Annotated in this window: 13 protein-coding genes and 1 pseudogene; 3 read left to right on the top strand and 11 right to left on the bottom strand. The window is 69.4% G+C overall.

The annotated features are described in order from the left end of the window. Position 1: 1 nt before the first annotated feature. Both ABH940_RS30445 and ABH940_RS30440 read right to left on the bottom strand, forming a co-directional pair. Positions 2–853 (bottom strand): IS5 family transposase, encoded by an 852-nt coding sequence (locus tag ABH940_RS30445; protein ID WP_370106727.1) that lies wholly within the window; start codon positions 851–853, stop codon positions 2–4. 55 nt (positions 854–908) lie between these two features. After that, complete coding sequence (locus ABH940_RS30440; RefSeq protein WP_370106757.1) at positions 909–2303, bottom strand: MFS transporter; 1395 nt, start codon at positions 2301–2303, stop codon at positions 909–911. A 150-nt stretch (positions 2304–2453) separates the two neighbouring features. Between ABH940_RS30440 and ABH940_RS30435 the strand changes: the two genes are divergently transcribed. Continuing rightward, the gene (locus tag ABH940_RS30435; protein ID WP_370106726.1) at positions 2454–2870 is read left to right on the top strand and encodes a winged helix-turn-helix transcriptional regulator; all 417 of its coding nucleotides are present in this window, start codon (positions 2454–2456) and stop codon (positions 2868–2870) included. Between the two features lie 634 nt (positions 2871–3504). Here ABH940_RS30435 and ABH940_RS30430 read toward each other — a convergent pair. The 6 genes and pseudogenes from ABH940_RS30430 to ABH940_RS30405 all read right to left on the bottom strand — a co-directional run. Then, a pseudogene (locus ABH940_RS30430) lies at positions 3505–3738 on the bottom strand (glycoside hydrolase family 3 N-terminal domain-containing protein); the annotation flags it as partial. Positions 3739–4285: 547 nt separating this feature from the next. After that, positions 4286–5047: a hypothetical protein gene (locus ABH940_RS30425; protein WP_370106725.1), complete on the bottom strand. Its 762-nt coding sequence runs from the start codon at positions 5045–5047 to the stop codon at positions 4286–4288. 278 nt (positions 5048–5325) lie between these two features. Continuing rightward, positions 5326–6960 (bottom strand): APC family permease, encoded by a 1635-nt coding sequence (locus ABH940_RS30420; protein WP_370106724.1) that lies wholly within the window; start codon positions 6958–6960, stop codon positions 5326–5328. A gap of 215 nt (positions 6961–7175) precedes the next feature. Beyond that, complete coding sequence (locus ABH940_RS30415) at positions 7176–7763, bottom strand: hypothetical protein (RefSeq protein WP_370070127.1); 588 nt, start codon at positions 7761–7763, stop codon at positions 7176–7178. Positions 7764–7909: 146 nt separating this feature from the next. Then, on the bottom strand, positions 7910–8590 hold the full coding sequence (locus ABH940_RS30410) for a class I SAM-dependent methyltransferase (RefSeq protein ID WP_370106723.1): 681 nt from the start codon (positions 8588–8590) through the stop codon (positions 7910–7912). A 183-nt stretch (positions 8591–8773) separates the two neighbouring features. Further along, positions 8774–10015 (bottom strand): serine hydrolase domain-containing protein, encoded by a 1242-nt coding sequence (locus ABH940_RS30405; protein WP_370106722.1) that lies wholly within the window; start codon positions 10013–10015, stop codon positions 8774–8776. 394 nt (positions 10016–10409) lie between these two features. Between ABH940_RS30405 and ABH940_RS30400 the strand changes: the two genes are divergently transcribed. Beyond that, positions 10410–11300 carry a winged helix-turn-helix domain-containing protein gene (locus tag ABH940_RS30400; RefSeq protein WP_370106721.1) on the top strand — a complete coding sequence of 297 codons (891 nt, stop codon included), beginning with the start codon at positions 10410–10412 and terminating at the stop codon, positions 11298–11300. 37 nt (positions 11301–11337) lie between these two features. On the opposite strand, the gene ABH940_RS30395 is transcribed toward ABH940_RS30400, so the two are convergent. Further along, complete coding sequence (locus ABH940_RS30395) at positions 11338–11676, bottom strand: hypothetical protein (RefSeq protein ID WP_370070133.1); 339 nt, start codon at positions 11674–11676, stop codon at positions 11338–11340. A gap of 44 nt (positions 11677–11720) precedes the next feature. Then, positions 11721–12350 (bottom strand): DUF3887 domain-containing protein, encoded by a 630-nt coding sequence (locus ABH940_RS30390; RefSeq protein WP_370070135.1) that lies wholly within the window; start codon positions 12348–12350, stop codon positions 11721–11723. A gap of 518 nt (positions 12351–12868) precedes the next feature. On the opposite strand from ABH940_RS30390, the gene ABH940_RS30385 reads away from it, so the two are divergent. After that, positions 12869–14026 carry a DUF222 domain-containing protein gene (locus ABH940_RS30385; RefSeq protein WP_370106756.1) on the top strand — a complete coding sequence of 386 codons (1158 nt, stop codon included), beginning with the start codon at positions 12869–12871 and terminating at the stop codon, positions 14024–14026. Positions 14027–14090: 64 nt separating this feature from the next. Here ABH940_RS30385 and ABH940_RS30380 read toward each other — a convergent pair whose 3' ends face one another. Further along, positions 14091–17429, bottom strand: a complete 3339-nt coding sequence (locus tag ABH940_RS30380; RefSeq protein WP_370106720.1) for a bifunctional cytochrome P450/NADPH--P450 reductase — start codon at positions 17427–17429, stop codon at positions 14091–14093. Positions 17430–17517 lie beyond the last annotated feature (88 nt).

Below are 17517 nucleotides of genomic sequence, written 5' to 3'. Positions count from 1 at the left end.
GTCACCGGATGCGGGGGCTTCGAGGGCGGTTGGGCCAGCGGTAGAGGAGCCACGCCCGGCGGATGAGGCTACGGATGGTGATGATCGCCGCGGCGAGGGCGATGAAGAATTCGACGCAGACGCGGCGACGTTCGGTGCACCGGCGGAGCTTGCCGAAGTTGTTCATCCACGAGTTCGTGCGCTCTACGACCCACCGTCCGTCGGCTTGGAGCGGGGTCTGTTCACCCCGTTTGGCGATCTTCGCGGTGATACCTCGCGTGTCGAGTTCGGTGTAGACCGGTTGGTAGTCGTAGCCCGCGTCCAGGTTCAGCACAGGTTGGTCGGGCAGTGGGCCCAGCGTCTTGGCGAGGTCGTTGTAGCGGTCGAGGGTGGCGGGCAGCAGGGTGTGATCGCGAATGTTGGCCGGTGCGGGCTCGGCGACCAACGGAATGCCGTACGCCTCGGTGAGCTGTGAGCGCTTGACGCCTTGCTTGGCCCTATCGACGGGGCTTTTGCCCGCGCACTCACCGCCTGAGGGGGCCTTGGTCTGGCAGCCGTCGGCGCTGAGCCGTTCCAGTTCGAGGCCGACCATCCGGTCGTAGGCGGCGAGTGCGGCCAGGCGAAGGGCTTCGCCCGCGCCGGCGGCTATCCACTCGTCCCGGCGCCTGCGCAAGGTGGTCGCCGAGCAGGTCGTGTCCGCGACTCGTTCGTACCCCATCCCGGACACCAGTACCTCGATGAGCTTGTCGAAAACCACCTCGTCAGGGATCCGTCGGCGATGACATCCCAACGGATGGGTACTGACCCGCAGCGGCAACGACGCAATGAACTCCTCACGGATCGGGACGATGATCAACGAGGGAACGACAGGCACCTATCCTCCTGCAAGCACAGAAATCTGTCCGGCCTGTGGTCGCGTCGCAGCCTGTTCAGTGCGCGGCGTGCTCGGCGACTGGCATCTCCTCGACCGCTGGACGTTGCGCTGGGGCGGAGGATCGCAGCAGGGCTGCGGCGAGGACGACGGCACCGGCGACGAGGCACGCGCCGATGCGGAAGGCGAGCTGGTAGCCGCTTGTGAGGGCCGAGACGGTGTTCACCCCGTCGCCCAGCAGCGCATTCGTGCGCGTGTTGGCGAGCGTGCTGAGGGCCGCGAGGCCGAAGGCGGCGCCGATCTGCTGCATGGTGTTGAACATGCTGGAGGCGATCCCCGAGTCCTCGGGTGTGGCCGCTGACATCGCGAGTGTGGCCAGCGCCGGCATCGCGAGGCCGAAGCCGATACCGAGCGGCAGCAACGCGGGCAGGACATCCACCGCATAGCTGCCGCCCGCCGGCACGCGGCCGAGCGCGGCGAGACCCGCCGCGATCAGCGCGAGCCCCGGGAGGAGGACGGTGCGGGGACCGAAGCGTGCGATGGCCTTGGGTGAGAGGCCAAGGGAGAGAGTCCCGATCGCGACCGCGACCGGGAAGATGCCCAGGCCGGTGTGAATCTCGTCGAAGCCGAGCACCTTCTGCAGGTACAGGACGCACAGGAACTGGAAGCTGAACATTCCGGCCACCATGAGGGCCTGGACGCCCAGTGCTCCTGAGACGTTGCGTGAGCGGAACACGCGCAGCGGCAGCAGCGGGTGCGGGGTCTTGGCCTGGCGGGCGATGAACGCTACAAGTGCAGCCAGTGCCACGGCGCCGGAGCTCAGCGTGTGGGTCGAAGCCCAGCCGTAGGTGGTGGTCTCGACGATTGTGTAGACGCCGAGCATCAGCGCGGAGGTGACCAGTAGCGCGCCCATCACGTCGGTCCCCTTGCCGAGGCCGACGCCCTGCTCGGACGCAAGCACACGCCAAGCAGAAAGCACGGCCACCATGCCGATCGGGACGTTGACGAAGAAGATCCAGTGCCAGCCGACGGTCTGCGTCAGGGCACCGCCGGCGAGGAGCCCGATTGAGCCCCCGGCGGACTGAACGAAGCTGTAGACGCCGATGGCCTTGGCTCGCTCCCTCGGTTGCGGGAACAGGGTCACGACCATGCCGAGCGTGACTGCGGAGGCCACCGCGCCGCCGATGCCCTGGACGAACCGGGAGGCGAGCAGGACCGCCGGGTCCTGGGAGACGCCGCAGAGCAGCGAGGCGGCGGTGAAGATGCCAAGGCCCGCGATAAAGACGCGTTTGCGCCCGATGAGGTCGCCGAGCCGTCCGGCGAGCAGCAACAGGCCGCCAAAGGGAATCAGGTAGGCGTTGACGACCCAGGCCAGGCTGGACGAGGAGAACCCGAGGCTGTGCTGGATGGACGGAAGCGCCACGCTCACGATGCTGCCGTCGAGGATGACCATCAACTGCCCGGCACAGAGCACGGCCAGTGCCGACCAACGTGATGACGCCGATGACCGGATATTCCGCAAGGGAACCCCTTCCAATGGTGCACGATTTGTTACAGCAGTCATCGTCTGTAACTATGGCGCGCAGCGGAAGGAGGCACTTTCATGTCCCACAGTCACACTGATGTGTCCGACCAGGTCAGCAACGAGGCGTGCCCGATCAGCGAGGTTCTCGACCACGTCGCGGGCAAGTGGAGCATCGGGATTCTCGTCGCCGCAGCACACGGGCCAGTCCGCTTCACCGAGTTGGAGCGCACCATCACGGGCATCAGCCGGCGCATGCTCACCCTGAACCTGCGCAAGTTGGAACGTGACGGCCTGCTCGTCCGGACCGTCTACCCTACGGTGCCGCCCAAGGTGGAATACAGCATCACGCCCATGGCCCGAGAACTCCACGCAAGCCTCGCCGGGCTCGTCAGCTGGGCAGAACGCCATCGAGCCGACATCACCACCGCCCGCGCCACCTACGACGCCGCCACCGCACCAACCTCTGGCGCCTACGCAGGATCCAGCGAGCGTTGAACGATCGCCTACTGGCGGACGCTCTAAGTGGCTGTTGTCGTTCCGATCTTGAGGGGTGTCGGTCGAACGGGCGTCTCGATCGGGTGAGCTATCCTCTCGGCCGTGGGCAACCCTCCTGAGCAGCCAGGCTGCCCCGACTGCGGGCGAGCGCTGAAGAACCTCGGTCTCGTCCTCTCTCTCCGCGACGAGGACAAGCAGCGCATGTGCCGCCATGCCTGGAAGTGCTCGGCAGGTCACTTCTGGTGGCGATCGGCGGATCGTCTTGCGGAGCCGCTGGAGGCCTGTCCCTACCCGCAGCTCTTTTGAAGGTAGTGACGGCCGTTGGTCCGCTCTCCGTGCGGTTTCGGTCGGGCTGGAGATCTCGATCGGGTGGTCGTCGCGGCCGCCGGGCACGAAAGCAGGGCCTCTTGGTAGCTCAGTGGGTGTCTACACCAATGAGCATTCCAGGAGGCCCTGTTGACGCAGTTCTACGGCATCACGTGGCCGGAGCCCACTTCGGCCACCCTTGCGTGTGGCTGTCTGGCTCACCGGTTCGGGAACGCCGGCGACCACGGGGGGCGCGAGCTCCGCTACCCGACGGACATGTCGGACGCGGAGTCACCGTGTCGGGCGGGCTTGGCGGACGACGTGCGGCGAACGCGGGGAGGTAGATCTCGCGCAGGGTCTGCTCGTCCACTTGCGCGCTCACCCGCATCCGGTCCGTCTCCTGGCTGTTGACGGCGGAGTGCTTGACGCAGGCGCCGACACCGAGCGACTGGATGCCGTTGACGAGGGCTGCGCCCATCACGCCGCCGACGTGGGCGTCCTCGGAGAAGCATTCGATGTTGCGCCCGCAGAGCGGGTTGCGTTTGATGTTGACGCCCGTTCCGCTCAACATCGGATCGGTCCCCGAGGCCTGACCCGCGCCGAACTCGGCGTCGAGGAGGACAACCCCGCACGGTAGGTGCGCAACAGTTGCTCGTAGCGCGCCTCGATCTCGGTGCGGCGCGAGGAGAAGTGGGTGAGCAGTGACCAAGCCCACCTGCCATCATCCCGGCATTGGCCCGAGTAATCGCCGTGTCGGCGCACGCCCGCTCACCGGGCTGAGGCCAGGGTGAGGCCTGGTACCTCCTGGCCTGGGCGAGTTCCCCTCTGACGCTTCGTCATAAAAGTCAGCAGTGGGTCAGCATTCGTCCTGGCTGACCTTGTCACAGACGACCGTACTCACGGCCAACAGTTCACCGCTACTGATCTCCAAGAGTGACGCACTGCCAGCCACCCTCCACCAGAGGAGCGCATCCCCCATCGGTGTCGAACCCGAGAAACTCCAGACCACAGGCCTGATCGACCCCACCTCAGCCTGATCTCGACCTTCTTCTGCCACCCAAGTACTCGTGTCGGATCCCAACGCGTTTCCGTGCGCTAAGCTGCTGCACTCAGGCCACGGAGTAGTTGTTGTTCTCCATCATGACGACGAAGACGTGGTCGTAGCCGGGCACCGTCGACGTCGGGACCGAGAGCGTCGGGGCCGTCACCGCCGTGTTCAGCGTCAGGGACAGTCCGTCGGCCAGGCCGTCGTTCTGCGTGCCCGTCATGGTGAAGTCGACGGCGACCTTGATCGAGCGTGTGCCCGTGGGCACCGCGCCGGTCGCGGTCTGGTCGAGCAGCTCAGTGGTGTTGCTGCGCATGGCCGGAGTGGCCGGCCCGATCACGCTGGTGCCGAGGGAGGTGCCACTGGCGTCCAGGTAGGTCGCGGTCACCTGCGACGCGTCGGCGTAGCTGCCCACCCCGCCCAGGTAGCCGGACAGCGTCGAGGACACTCCCCCGGCGTCGATCGCCGAGGCGGCGGACGACACGTCCACCGTCTGCACCATCTCCGACGAGCCGCGCGAGCCGCCCTGGAAGTACGACGTGCCCTGCGCCCCCGGCGTGGTGGTGTTGGCGACGTTCGTCGAGTTGTAGCAGTCGATGACCGGGTCGCCCGAGGTGATCTGCCAGCCGGGGACGGTCGTCTCCTCCCACCCACCCGGCGAGCACTGACCCGTCTCGGCGTCACCGTTGAGGATCAGGTTCGCGCTGGTGGTCGCGGCGTCCGCCGGACCGGCCAGGGTGACCGGGACGGTCACGGCGGCGCCGAGCAGCGCGGCCGTGAGGGCCCGGCCGATCCAGGGCCGTGGGGTTTTGAGCCTGCCGAACATCAGGTGCCTCCAGGCAAGAGGGGAGCTGGGGGGTGGGTGACGGGGTATCAGCGGTGCTTCGAGCTCTGTGCTTCGGGCTGTGCGCTCGATGAACTGTGAGCTTCGAGCATTGGGCTAGCCCAATGCGTCAAAGAGTCGCGCGCACGAGCGGATTCCGCCAGACCGGCGTCCGCCCGGAAGAGAACCAGTTGATGAACTCTTGTCACCCGCACACAGCCGTCCGCCCCAGGGGCGCGGGTCCCCTGGGGCGGACGGCTGTGGTGTATCGCCAGGCAGGCCTACCCCGCCGACGCCGGCTCCTGCCACTCGCGGCCTGCCGCGGCCTCCGCGCGGAGCGCGGCGACGCGGTCCGGGTCGGCGGACATGTGCGTGACCGCACTCCGCACCGCCCACACGTAGATCACCAGAGCCACGACACCCACCGTGACGCTGTCCCACGGGGCCGAGAGCATGTGGTGGCCGCCGAAACTGCCCAGCACGGACAGCACGTACATCGCGCCGAGATACACCGGCAACCAGATCCCGGCCCGCAGGTCGCCGACGCTGCTGCGGTTCCGGAAGTAGTTGAGGCCGTAGAGCACCAGGCCCAGCGCCACGATCGGGATCGTCTTCAGCAGCGTCGGCCACGAGGCCCAGAAGATCACCAGCGACGAGACCACGAACGCGGCCGGTGCGACGACCTGCATCCCGCCGATCCGGGTGTCCGCGTCGCCGACCTCGCAGCGGCGGAACGCGATCACCGACACCGACCCGATCGCGAAGGTGAAGACCGCGAGCGTACCCGTCACCCCGATGATCGCGTGCCAACTCGGCAGCGGCAGCAGGAACGCCAGCCCCACCACGAAGTTGATGCCCAGCGCCCGAATCGGGACACCCCATCGGGGGTCGACCTTCATCACCCACTCCGGGAAGAACCCGTTCTTGGCCAGCCCGAAGCTGTTGCGGGCGTTGGACGCGGTGTAGACGATCGCCGAACCGGACGGCGAGACCATCGAGTCGGCGATCAGGATCCAGTACAGCCAGGACAGGTTGAGCAGCATCGCCAGGTTGGCGAACGGGGAGTTGAGGTTCACCCCGTGCCAGCCGCTGCCCAGCAGGTGGCCCGGCACCGCCCCGAGGAACGCGGTCTGCAGGGCCAGGTACAGCACGATGCACACCACGATCGTGGTGATCAGCGCGGTCGGCACGGTGCGCCGCGGATTCCGCGCCTCACCGGAGAGCTCGACGACGTTGCGGAATCCCGTGTACGCGAAGACGATCCCGGCGGTGGCGATCGTCGACAGCGCCGTGGACCAGCCGTAGGGGGCCAGACCGCCGTGCTGGTGACCGAAGTTGCCGGACTGGAAGCCGGTAGCGATGAGCACGATCGCGGTGGTCACCGGGACGAGGATCTTGACCGCCGTGACGATGTTGTTGGTACGCGCGAAGAGCGCGACCCCGAACCAGTTGATCAGCACGAAGAGCAGCATCAGCCCACCGGCGGCCAGGACCCCGAGACCGGTCAGCTGCTTGCCGTGGTACATCCCGGGCAGGTACGCGCTGGCGTACTGCAGCACACCGGCCGCCTCGGTCGGCGGGTTGCCGACGTACCCCACCCACATCGACCAGCCGACCACCGCCGCCGCCAACCGGCCGTTGCTGTACAGCGGATAGCGCACCAGCCCACCCGACTCAGGCTTCACCATGCCGAGTTCGGCGAAGACCAGACCCACGAGCAGCATCACCACGCCGCCGATCACCCACGCCAGCAACGCCGACGGCCCGGCGGCCTGCGCCGCGTACATCGACGCCAGCAACCAGCCGGAACCGACCACGCTGCCGAGCCCGGCCGCCAGCAGCGACCAGAAGCCGAGCCGCTTGCGCAGCAGATCGTCCTGCCGTGCGGGCTTGGCCAGAACCGGCTCGGTGACCATGGCTGCCGCCTCCCCTGGGCTGTCGAGGTTGTCGAACTGGCCTACCCACGAGGATTGTTGACGAACCATCCGGGCGCCCAGGGCCCCTGCGCCCACCTCTTGGCCTTCGCTCACCCGACCCGACCCGGCCCGACCCGGGTCCCGACCGGCCGGGTCCCGACCGGCCGAGTCCCGGCCCGGCCCGAACCGGCCCGAGTTCCGAACCCGAACCGGAACTACAACGCGATGGCGAGCACGATCCCCACCGGCAGTGCCAGCAGCAAGCCCCCGCCGGCCAGAACGGCCGTCACCACCCACGCGCCGTGGCACAGTGCGTTCCACATCCCGACCAGGGCGGTGCTTCCGGAGAGCTCACTGCCCGCCTTCCCGATCCCGGAGATGACAGCCAGCACCCCGAAGCCCAGCACCCACCAGAACGCCACCTCGAGGAACTGCCAGAAGACGGTGCTGTGGCCGGGCAGGAGGAACTCGCCGTTGGTGTCGATCATGCGGGTCGGGACGCCCACCTTCGCGTCGCTGTCGGGCAGGGTCACCCCCGTGCGCACGACCCGGCCGTCGTCGGACCGGAAGGTGCCCACGCACCGCCAAGCCGTCGACGAGTTGTCACCGCTGCCCATCTCGATGCTCTCGCACGACGTGGCGGTGTAGCGCCCCTGCAGCCCACCGATCCCCGCCGCCGCGTCGAACGCGTCCCACGTCACCGCGAGCATGTGCCACATCACGACCGCCACCACGGCGGCGAGCCCTGTCCCCAGGAGCCGCCCCGCAAGGCTCCCGGACGCCTCCCCCAGCCGTGTACTCATCCGTCACCCCCGGGCCGCAGCCGGATCCCCCGACCTGCACCGACACAGCTGCCTTCCTGCCCGGTGAGACGCTCTCCCCGACCGAACCGGTTGCGGTTGCTTCGTCCGGCCCACCTCCCAGGGCGTCGGGAGTCCGACGACGTGGCCTACGCCGCGCCGCACGGACGCAGCGCCGCGTAGTACGCGAACGGCGGTCCGATGATCTGCGTGACATGGAGCCGCGCGCTGTCGGCGTGCGCGATCAGCCGGGCGGGGCGGATCTGGTGCCGGTCGAAGAACTCACCGACCACCAGCCTCCCGGCGGGCTTCAGCACGCGGCGCAGCTCGCCCAGCGTGACGGCGGGTTCCGGGATCTCGCCGATCGCGGTCACCAGGTAGGCGGCGTCGAAGGTCTCGTCCTCGAAGGGGAGGCTGTGCGCGTCGGCCAGGGTGGGAACGATGTTTCCGACACCCAACTTGGCGGCGCGGGCACTGACGTGGTCGAGCATCGGCTGCTGGACGTCGACGACGTCCAGGCGTCCGCGCTCGCCGAGCTGCGGCGCGACGTGCAGGGACTGCAGTCCGGTCCCGGGGCCGATCTCGAGCACGCGCATCCCGGGGGACGGCATCAGCATCCGGTCCAGCCGCCGCAGCGACAGGAACGGGAGGGGCAGGTCGAGCAGCCAGCGCTGGGAGTACGGGTAGGGCGCCGTATCGGTCATCCACCAGGCGGCCATCGCCGCCGCAGCCGAGGCACAGGCGACCCCGCGCCAGAGGTTCCTGCGCGAGGCGCGGGAACCCTGCGAGGCGAGGGCGGCGGACGGGGTCGGCACGGTCTGGGCGTTCACGGGTCTCCTCGGAGGCGGTTCCGGCCGCCGGGTCCCCGGCGGCCGTCGCCTCCACCCTCCCGGAGCGGCACGGTCGTTGTCGTCGGTGCTGGCACCCGCTCGGGGGGTGGTGCCAGGTTCACCCCGAAGACGCAGACCGTCGGCCCTGCGGACTCCGAGCCGCGCCGGCGGGAGTGCGGACGCTCAGCCCTCGTTCGGGAGCGTGTAGACGTTCTCCGGGGTCGCGACGGACGTGACCGCCTGCGCGAACAGCGTGCTGGGCTCGGTGCCCTTGTACAGGATGTCGGTGTTGAGCAGGATCACCAGCGTGGCGTCCTCCTGCGGCAGGTACACCGTCACGCTCTCGTAGCCGGGCAGCGAGCCGTTGTGGCCGCGCCAACCGTGCGTCTCGAAGAGGCCCAGGCCGTACCCGCCGCCGGTGAAGCCCGCCACCGGGACGAACTTCAGCCGCTGCGCCTGGGTGGCGGGCGACAGCAGGGTGCCGGTGGCAACGTCCTTGGCCCAGAGGTGCAGGTCCCGCAGGTCGGAGATCATCGCTCCGGCCGCCCAGCCCCAACTGGGGTTCCAGTGCGTCGAGTCGGCGACCGCGCCGGTCAACGTCTGATTGGTGTAGCCGTGGGCGTGCGGCCTCGGAAACTCGGCGGCGAAGGGGAAGTGGCTGTGGTCCAGGTGGGACGGCTTGAGCACCCGCTCGCGGATGAAGTCGGCGAGCGGCATCCTGCCGACCTTCTCCACCAGCAGGCCGAGCAGGATGTAGTTGCTGTTGTCGTACAGGAACTTCGTCCCGGGGGCGAAGAGGTTCGGGTGACGGTAGCCGTACGCCAGCAGCTGCTGCGGGGTGAACGGCTGGTACGGGTTGGTGAAGAAGGCCTTCTGGAAGCCCGCGTCCGCGGTGTAGGGGAACAGACCGCTGCGCATCTCCAGCAGCTGACGGATGGTGATGTGCCGTCCGTCCGGGACGCCACGGAGGTAGGTGACGATCGGGGCGTCCAGCTTGACCAGGCCCTGGTCGACCAGTTCGAGCACGGCGGTGGCGGTGAAGGTCTTGGTCTCGCTGCCGATCCGCATGTAGAGGTCCGGCCGCATCGGCGCACCGGTCGCCTTGTCGGCCACCCCGAACGACCGCACGTAGTCGCCACGGCCGGGCATCCACAGGCCGACGGTCACACCGGGGGTCCCGGTCTCCTTCTGCACGGCTTCGATCGCCTTGTCGAGGCGCGCCACCAGCGCGGGGTCCAGCGGGCAATCGTCCGCGGCCCTGGCGGTGCCGGAGGGAAGGCCGGTGGTGCGGAGGCTGACGGCGTGGGCGGCCTGCCGTGGCGCGGCCTGGACCGACGGCGCGGCCACGACTGCGGAGCCGACGGCGGTGAGGGCGACCAGGGCGGCAACGAGTCGGCGGGCGGAGGCGCGGCGCACGGCGGGCATTTGGGTTCCAGTCTTCCGATGAGGTGACCTTGCCACGCATCATCACCGTCAACCCCGCGCCCATCGCCCCCACCCACGTGCACCACGCCACGAGTCCACCCGTCCGGCCGTCGACGCCTCCCCCCGCGCGGCCGGGCCGGTCGGACGTCCCCGACATGTCCCGCGACGTCGGGATGCCACTTGGACCGGTCGAGCGCGAAGCGGCAGGACCGGGCCGCCGCCCAAGGCGGCCCGGTCGGCTCCCCCGTACGGATTCCATGGAACAGCAGGGCAGTTGGGCCGGTCGAATGATTCGATGGGTTTCTAATGAGCTTGCGACAGCGCCAGGGGGCCGCTCGTGATTCGCATCGTTCTGGGTCATCACGGACTGGGATCTGTCAGGTTCGTGATTCCCGTGCTGGATCCGGCGGGGCAGCTCCTCTTCCTGCGCGACCACGCGCCGGGCTGGCTGACCGCAGGCTGGCGCGCCAACGCCACCGAAACTCTGGTCCAACAACGGTTGGGCCTGTTGGCCGTGGTCGGAGCGGTCGGCACGGACTTCCTGCGGCCCACGCCGCAGAGCCCCCAGGTGAGCCTGGACGCGGCGTTGCACCAGGTCGCGACCACGCCGGCGGACCGGGTCCGCTACGACCTGTCGGCGGCGTTCGGCGCCTCCGTCTGGGACGAGAGCTCCTCCCGTCGGCCACCGCGCGTGTTCCTGCAAACCCTGGAGCGCGGCGAGGACCACCTCGCCCATCGGCTCGCGGAGGAGATGGAACGCTTCTGGCACGCGGCCATGGCTCCGGACTGGCCGGCACTCCGCGCTCGACTGGAGGCCGACGTCGCGGCGCGGGCCACGGCAATCGCCCGCGACGGCCTCGCGGACATGCTGAGCCGCCTGGCCCACAACCTCGAATGGCGCGACGGAACGCTGACCGTGCACCTTCCCGCAGGCGTGCGGTTCGACAAGACCGTCGAGGCGGAAGGTCTGATCCTGACGCCGAGTGCCTTCACTCCCCGGGCCCTGGTGCAGACCGCCGACCTCCCGGACGCCCCGGACCCGCACACCCCGCACATCGCCTATCCGCTGGGGCCTGAGGAACGTCCCGTCCCGTCAGGGGAACTCATCGGCGCCGCACGCGCGACCATTCTGGCCGAGCTGAGCCAGCCCCGCTCGACCACGGAGATCGCAGAGCGCGTCCACCTGAGCCCGGCGACCGTCTCGTACCATCTGCAGATCCTCCACCGCGCCGGGGTCGTCACCCGAAGGCGGCGCTCCCGCCACGTGCTCTACCAGCGGTTGTGAGCAGAGGACGCCCGTCTGTTCACCAGCGCACGAGTGGTCAACTCCTGCCCTTGGTCCTTTCGGTGAGGATCCTGGCGACGGCAGCCGGGTCGTCCGGCGTGATGGTGGGACGCACGCGGCCTCCCGCGTCGATGACGAGCGCGGTGTCCTTCCTGGGACGCCGCGGATCGAGGTTCCACCAGTGGATGAAGTCGCCCGAGCCCCAGATGCGCCACCGGCGGATCGCGTTCGGGCCGGTCAGGGAGAGCGTCTGGACGCCTTTGATGGCGGCGTAGGGGATCTGCTTGGATCCCCATGGGTAGTAGCGACGGATGGTGATTCCTTGATCGTTGCAGAGGATCAGACCGTCGTCGTAGGCGACCGTGTTCACGCCCATCTATGTCTCCTGATATTCAGCCAGTTGCTCTATGGAGCGGTGTTTCACGGGGTTTCAGGGGTGAGGATGAAGATCCCGGCAACCTTCTCGTCTGCGTCGAACGCGACGCGGGCCTTCATGTCGCCGGCCTCGTAGCGCAGCGGAATGTCGACGACCGTGTGGTCACCGACGCGGCGGACGAACGGCTCGCCCTCGCCGAATCCCTCGAAGGCTCCGACGAGGCCGGCGACCGTCGCCAGACCGTTGCCCCGGACCTCGTCCGTGAATGCCTCCAGGACTTGGGCGTTGAACGATTTCCGGGCGTCGTCCATGCGTCCTTCGAGGACGGCCGTGGCGATGGTGACGGCGCGTTCTGCCGCGTTCGTCATGCGCACCGTCTTGTCCATGGGTTCTCCCGTCCGGGGGTCGATCGGCTTGCCGAAGCGCTGGAAGGCCGCCTGCCGGGTGACCCCGAGCAGGTCTCCGATCTCCTGCCAGGTATGTCCGGCATCTCGGCTCTGCTGCACGCACAGCTTGAGCACCTGCTCCGCGAGGCTGTCGACGTCCCGAGCGCGTTGGACCAGGTCCAGGTACGCAGGCGACGCCAACGGGCTCCCCACCGCCTGGGCGAGGACCGAGGACTGCTCAGCGAGCAAGGCGCTCAGGGCGGCGAGGGTTCGCGGAGATTCGTCCATGTGTCAAGGATGCCTTTACGCCGCCAGCGTGTCAAGGAAGCCTTTACAGCAGGCCGGGGTCGCTTGGAAATCGAACGGAATGACTAACTCGTTCGTGTTCGGAAGATAGTCCTGATGGGCCATGGTCTTGGGTGGGGTTGTGGCTTGATAATTGTTCTATGGACGCCTCGATGTTCGGGGGCGGGTGTGAAGACGGAGATGGCGTCCATGGGTGGGGTGGGTCCCCGGAGTCCCAGGGTTCGTCTTCTGGTTCGGATCCCCGTAACCCCTCAATTCCTTCTCCTTCTCCGGCTGGTGATGACTGGCTGGGTCTGCCGCGGGATGCGGCGGGTTCCCGGTTCGTCTCGGGTACTCCTTCCTCTTCGCGTCAGGCGCGGTTCGTGGATCCGTTGCGGACTCTTCCGGGGTGTGCTCGGGAGTTGTTGACGGCGCTTGCGGATGAGGGTGATGACGCGCTGCTGGGTGCGGGTGTGGATTTCCTCGCGGAGCAGTTCCTGGCGCTTGAGCGTGTGACGGAGATGTTGGACGCGCAGAAGCTGCGCCGTCTCGCGGTGTTCGATCGCGTGGGTGGTGCGACGGCGGTGCGGTGTCGTTCGACGAAGGGTTTCCTGCGGACGCATGCGCAGATGGCGCAGGGTCACGCGAACCGCCTGGTGAATCTGGCGCGGGACTTGGACAAGTTGCCGACGGTGCGTCAGGCGCAGGCCGATGGCGTCCTGTCCACGGACCAGGTCGAGATCCTCGCGAAGGAGCTCGCCCCCATCGACGATGTCGCCGCGCGTCACGCGGCGGAGGTGCTGATGGTGGAGCAGACCCCGAAGCTCCACCTCGCGCACGTCCGCCAGGCCGCGAAGCAGATCCACGCCCACCTGATCCCTGAGCAGGACACGGACGCTGCTGAGGTTCCGGCGGTGTTCCAGTCCTGGGTCAAGCTCTCCGCGACCGGCACCAGTGACCGGCCCTTCTGGGTCCTGTCGGGGGAGCTGTCGCCGGTGGCGGGGGAGAAGCTGCGGGTCGCCCTGGAGGCGGCGATGGGCGCCCCCGTCGAGGGCGAGACCCGGACGCATTCCGAGCGGATGGGCGACGCCCTCGAAGCCGTCACCGATCTCGCGCTGGGTTCGGACAAGCTCCCCACCACGGGCGGGCAGCGTCCCCACCTGACCCTGATCGCCGACCTCGACGCCCTGCGCACCACCTGCCCCACCCACCCGGTCCTCGCCACCGACGAGACGGATGAGCTGGCGGGGCTGCTGCGCCCGAAGGCGGCGGCGACCACGACGCGCGGCTACCAGCTTCCCGCCTGGCAGGCCCGCAAGGAGTCCTGCGACTGCCAGCTCCGCGTCATCCTCACCCGAGGCCAGGACAAGCCGCTGTCGATCGGCCGGGCCACCCGTACTGTTCCCGCGCACCTGCGGGACGCGGTCATCGCCCGGGACCGCCACTGCGTGTGGCCCGGCTGCGACCGGCCACCCACCTGGTGCGAGGCGCACCATCTGGTCCACTGGGCCGACGGCGGCGAGACGGGGCTGGACAACCTCGCCCTGCTCTGCAACGAACACCACACCGATCTCCACCACACCGGCTGGGAACTACAGATGAAGAGCGGCCGACCCCGAGCCGTCCCACCACCCGACACCCCACCCCCACCCAACACCCGCTACCCCCACCGCCAGTAGGGCTCGATAGCGACTGCCGTGCAGCCCCGCCGGTAGTGACAGTGGGCTGCACGGCCGGTGTGGGTCAGCCGCCGTAGACGTCCTCGACGTAGCGGCCGTCGGCGATCAGTTGCTGGAGCCAGGCTTCAGCGTCCTCGGGACGCGAACTACTCACCCGCTCGCGGTGGATGCTCTGGAAGGCAGCGCGTACCCCCGGTGCCATGCGGGCGCCGTCGCCGCAGACGTAGACCGAGGCACCCGACTCCAGCAGCTCCCAGACCTCATCCGCCTCGGCGGTGATGCGGTCCTGGACGAAGCGGCGGCCGTCGACCGGGGCTTCGCTGAACGCCGGACGCATCGAGACCGCGCCCGCCTGCTCAGCCGCTGTGAGCTCCGCGGCGTGCAGGAAGTCGGCGTCCGGGGCGTCACAGCCGAAGTAGCAGAGCGCCGAGGCCAGTTCGTCACCGCCCTCAAGGCGCGCGCGCCGGTCGGCGATCGCGCCGCGGAACGGGGCCAGACCGGTACCGGCGGCGATCATGATGACCGGGGACGACGCGGCGTGGTCGATCCGGAAGGCCTCGCGGCAGGGCTGGATTCGGGCGACGACGGTGTCCCCGACCCCGACGTTGTTGAGGTAGCCGGAGCCGGTGCCCCGGTGGAGGCCGCGTCCCGAGCGGGCCGGGGCTTCGAGCAGGGAGACCATCAGGTCTACATGGCGCGGGTCGCGGGCGGGCGAGGAGGAGATCGAGTAGTGGCGGGGGCGCCGCGCGGGCAACAGCTCCAGCAACAGTGGCCAGGTCAGCACCTCGCGCAGGGCGGGGTGGTCCTCGACGACGTCCAGCAGGGTGCGCGGGTCCGCCGCCGGATCGGCGGCGAGGGCGCGCAGCGTGGCCTGCTCGGGCGGGCAGGGGTTGAGCTCGGCGAGCCGGGACAGTTGACGTGCCGTCGGGCGGTGCTGGAGCTCGACGTGATGGGTCAGCAGCTCCCTGACCGTCAGCGGCCGGTCGACTGCGAGACCGTCTCGGCGCTGCCGGGGCGGAACGATGCTCAGCACGGTGTCGAGGTCGGCACCCATCAACTCGGCGACGCGGTCGACGAGACCAGGCGCGTTGGCGGGGAGTACGGAGAGGTGATCGCCCGTGCGGTAGTCGACGCCCTCCGGCAGCGCCAGCCGGACCAGGCGCTTGACGCGCGGATAGTCGGCCCGGCTCAGGTGCTCTGCCGTGGTGACGGTCATCGCGGTCATGCCGTGACGTGCGGCCAGCGCGTCGAGCGGGCCACCGCTGATCTCGGTGACGGTGTAGCCGGTCCCGGTCTGGTCGGTGCCAGTCTGGCCGGTCCCGGAAGGCACCCCGACGGAAGCCCCGCGGCCGACTGTGTCCGGGTCGCCGTACTGCTCCAGCAGCGCGGCGCGCAGCGCCCCGGTGAACTCCTCGACGGCGCCGGACAGGTCGGCGGAGGCGTCGGCCTCGGCGCGCGGCAGGATCCGGGTGGCTCCGAGGGCGGCGAGCCGATCGTCGACCAGGGTAGGGATGCGCTGGTAGGTCGCGGACCAGTTGCGGTCGCCGACGCCGAGCACGGCGTAACGGACGCCGTCAGCGGCACCCGGCGCGGCGGTCTCCAGCCACTGGACGAACGCGGCCGCGTCGTCGGTGGGACGGCCGTTGTAGGAGGCGGCGCAGACGATCACCGGCCGGCCGGTGGGCAGACCGTCGGCGTGGGCGTCGAGCGGCGCGACGGAGGTGTCGCAGCCCAGTTCGGCCGCAGCGTCGCCGAGACGGGCGGCGAAGTCCCGGCAGGTGCCGTAGTTGGACCCGTGCAGCAGCAGGACGCCGGTGCCCTGGCGCACGCGGGTGGGCCCGGAGGGACGCGCCGTCGCGCCGACGCCGTCCTGGTCCGAGGCCGCGCCGCTGCTCGAACGGGTGCTGCTCGGCCGGGTGCTGCTCGGCCGGGTGCTGCTCGGCAGGGCGGCGCGGACCAGCGCGCGGTCGGCCGGGGTGCGCGGGAGGAGGGTGAGCGTGAAGTCGTGCGGCTTGATGGTCAGGCTCTGCTTGATCGTCAGCCGGTAGTCGGCGTGGTCGATCAGCCGGTACCGGTGGACCAGCATGGCGAGCAGCATGGTCGCCTCGTGCAGCGCGAACTGCCGCCCGATGCACGCGCGCTCACCGGTACCGAAGGGCTTGAACGCGTGCGGGGAGCGGGCCGCCTCCGCCTCGGGGGTGAACCGGAACGGGTCGAAGGACTCCGGGTTGTCGCCCCAGGCCGGGTCGCGGTGCAGCATCGGCGAGATGACCTGGACGCTCTGCCCGGCGCGCAGCGGGATCCATCCCCCGAGCAGCGTGTCCTGGCGCGCCTGCCGACCGAAGCCGGGGGCCGCGGGCCACAGCCGCAGCGTCTCGTTCAGGACCTGACGGGTCATCCGCAGGCGGCCGACGTCCTCGAAGGTCGGCTCCGGGTCCGCCTGGTCGCCCCACAGCTCGTCCACCTCGCGCTGCACGAGCCGCAGCGCGGCGGGGTTCTTGGCCAGGTGGTAGAGGGCGAACGCGAGCGTCCCGGAGGTGGTCTCGTGCCCGGCGATCAGGAAGGTGATCACCTGGTTGCGGACGTTCTCCAGGTCCAGCGTGGTGCCGTCGACCGGGTGGACCGTGTCGAGCATCAGGGAGAGCAGGTCCTCATGGGCATCTGTACCGGTGGCATCTGTACTGGTGGCACCTGTACCGGCAGCCCGGTCACCCGTGCGGGTGGCGATCACCTGGTCGACGACCTCGGCCAGGTACGCGGCGTCCACCCGCAGGGCCGCGTCGGCCTCGCTGTAGTCGACCCCGGGGACACGGGCCAGGCGGTGCATCGCCCACTCCAGCGAGCGCACCATCGCGCTGACGAAGGGGTGCGGCTCGGTGCGGCCGAACGAGTCGAAGTCGAAGCCGAAGCCGGCCAGGCCGATGGTGTCCAGCGTCATCCGGGTGGTGTCCTCGGCCACCTCCACCGGGGCGCCGGCGGCGGCGTGGCGGTCCCAGGAGTCGATGAGCCGGTGCGCGACCTGGAGCATCACCGGGTGGTATGTGCGCATCGAGCCGAGGGCGAAGGCGGGCATCAGGATGTCGTGCGCGCGGGCCCAGTTCGGCTCGTCGTTGTAGGCGGTGAAGAGGCCGTCGCCGGTGAACGCTCGCACGTTCTCCAGCGCCGGGCCGACCGACTTGGTGAACCGCTGCTCGTCCGCCAGTTCGGTGACCAGGTCGAGCCCGCTGACGAGGAGCACGTCCCGACCGTGCAGGCGGCGGACGTAGGCGGGGCCGTGACGCCGGGCCAGCTCCATCATCTGGAGCAGGGGCACCGCGCCAGGTCCGGTCTCGGACACGTCGACGACGGGTACCCCACCGAAAGCGCTGCTCGTTTCCGACTGGATGGGCCGGGTTGTGGTCATGAGGTGAACTTCCCTCCGATATCGGGGAATTCAGGGCTCTCGCCCCCGCTGCGGATCACCTCCACTCTTGCGCCGCGCACAGCACCCC

The organism is Streptacidiphilus sp. BW17, from assembly GCF_041262485.1.
Lineage (GTDB): Bacteria > Actinomycetota > Actinomycetes > Streptomycetales > Streptomycetaceae > Streptacidiphilus.
The sequence above is the reverse complement of the archived record's forward strand: the minus strand, read 5'-3'. Positions and strand labels throughout refer to the sequence as shown.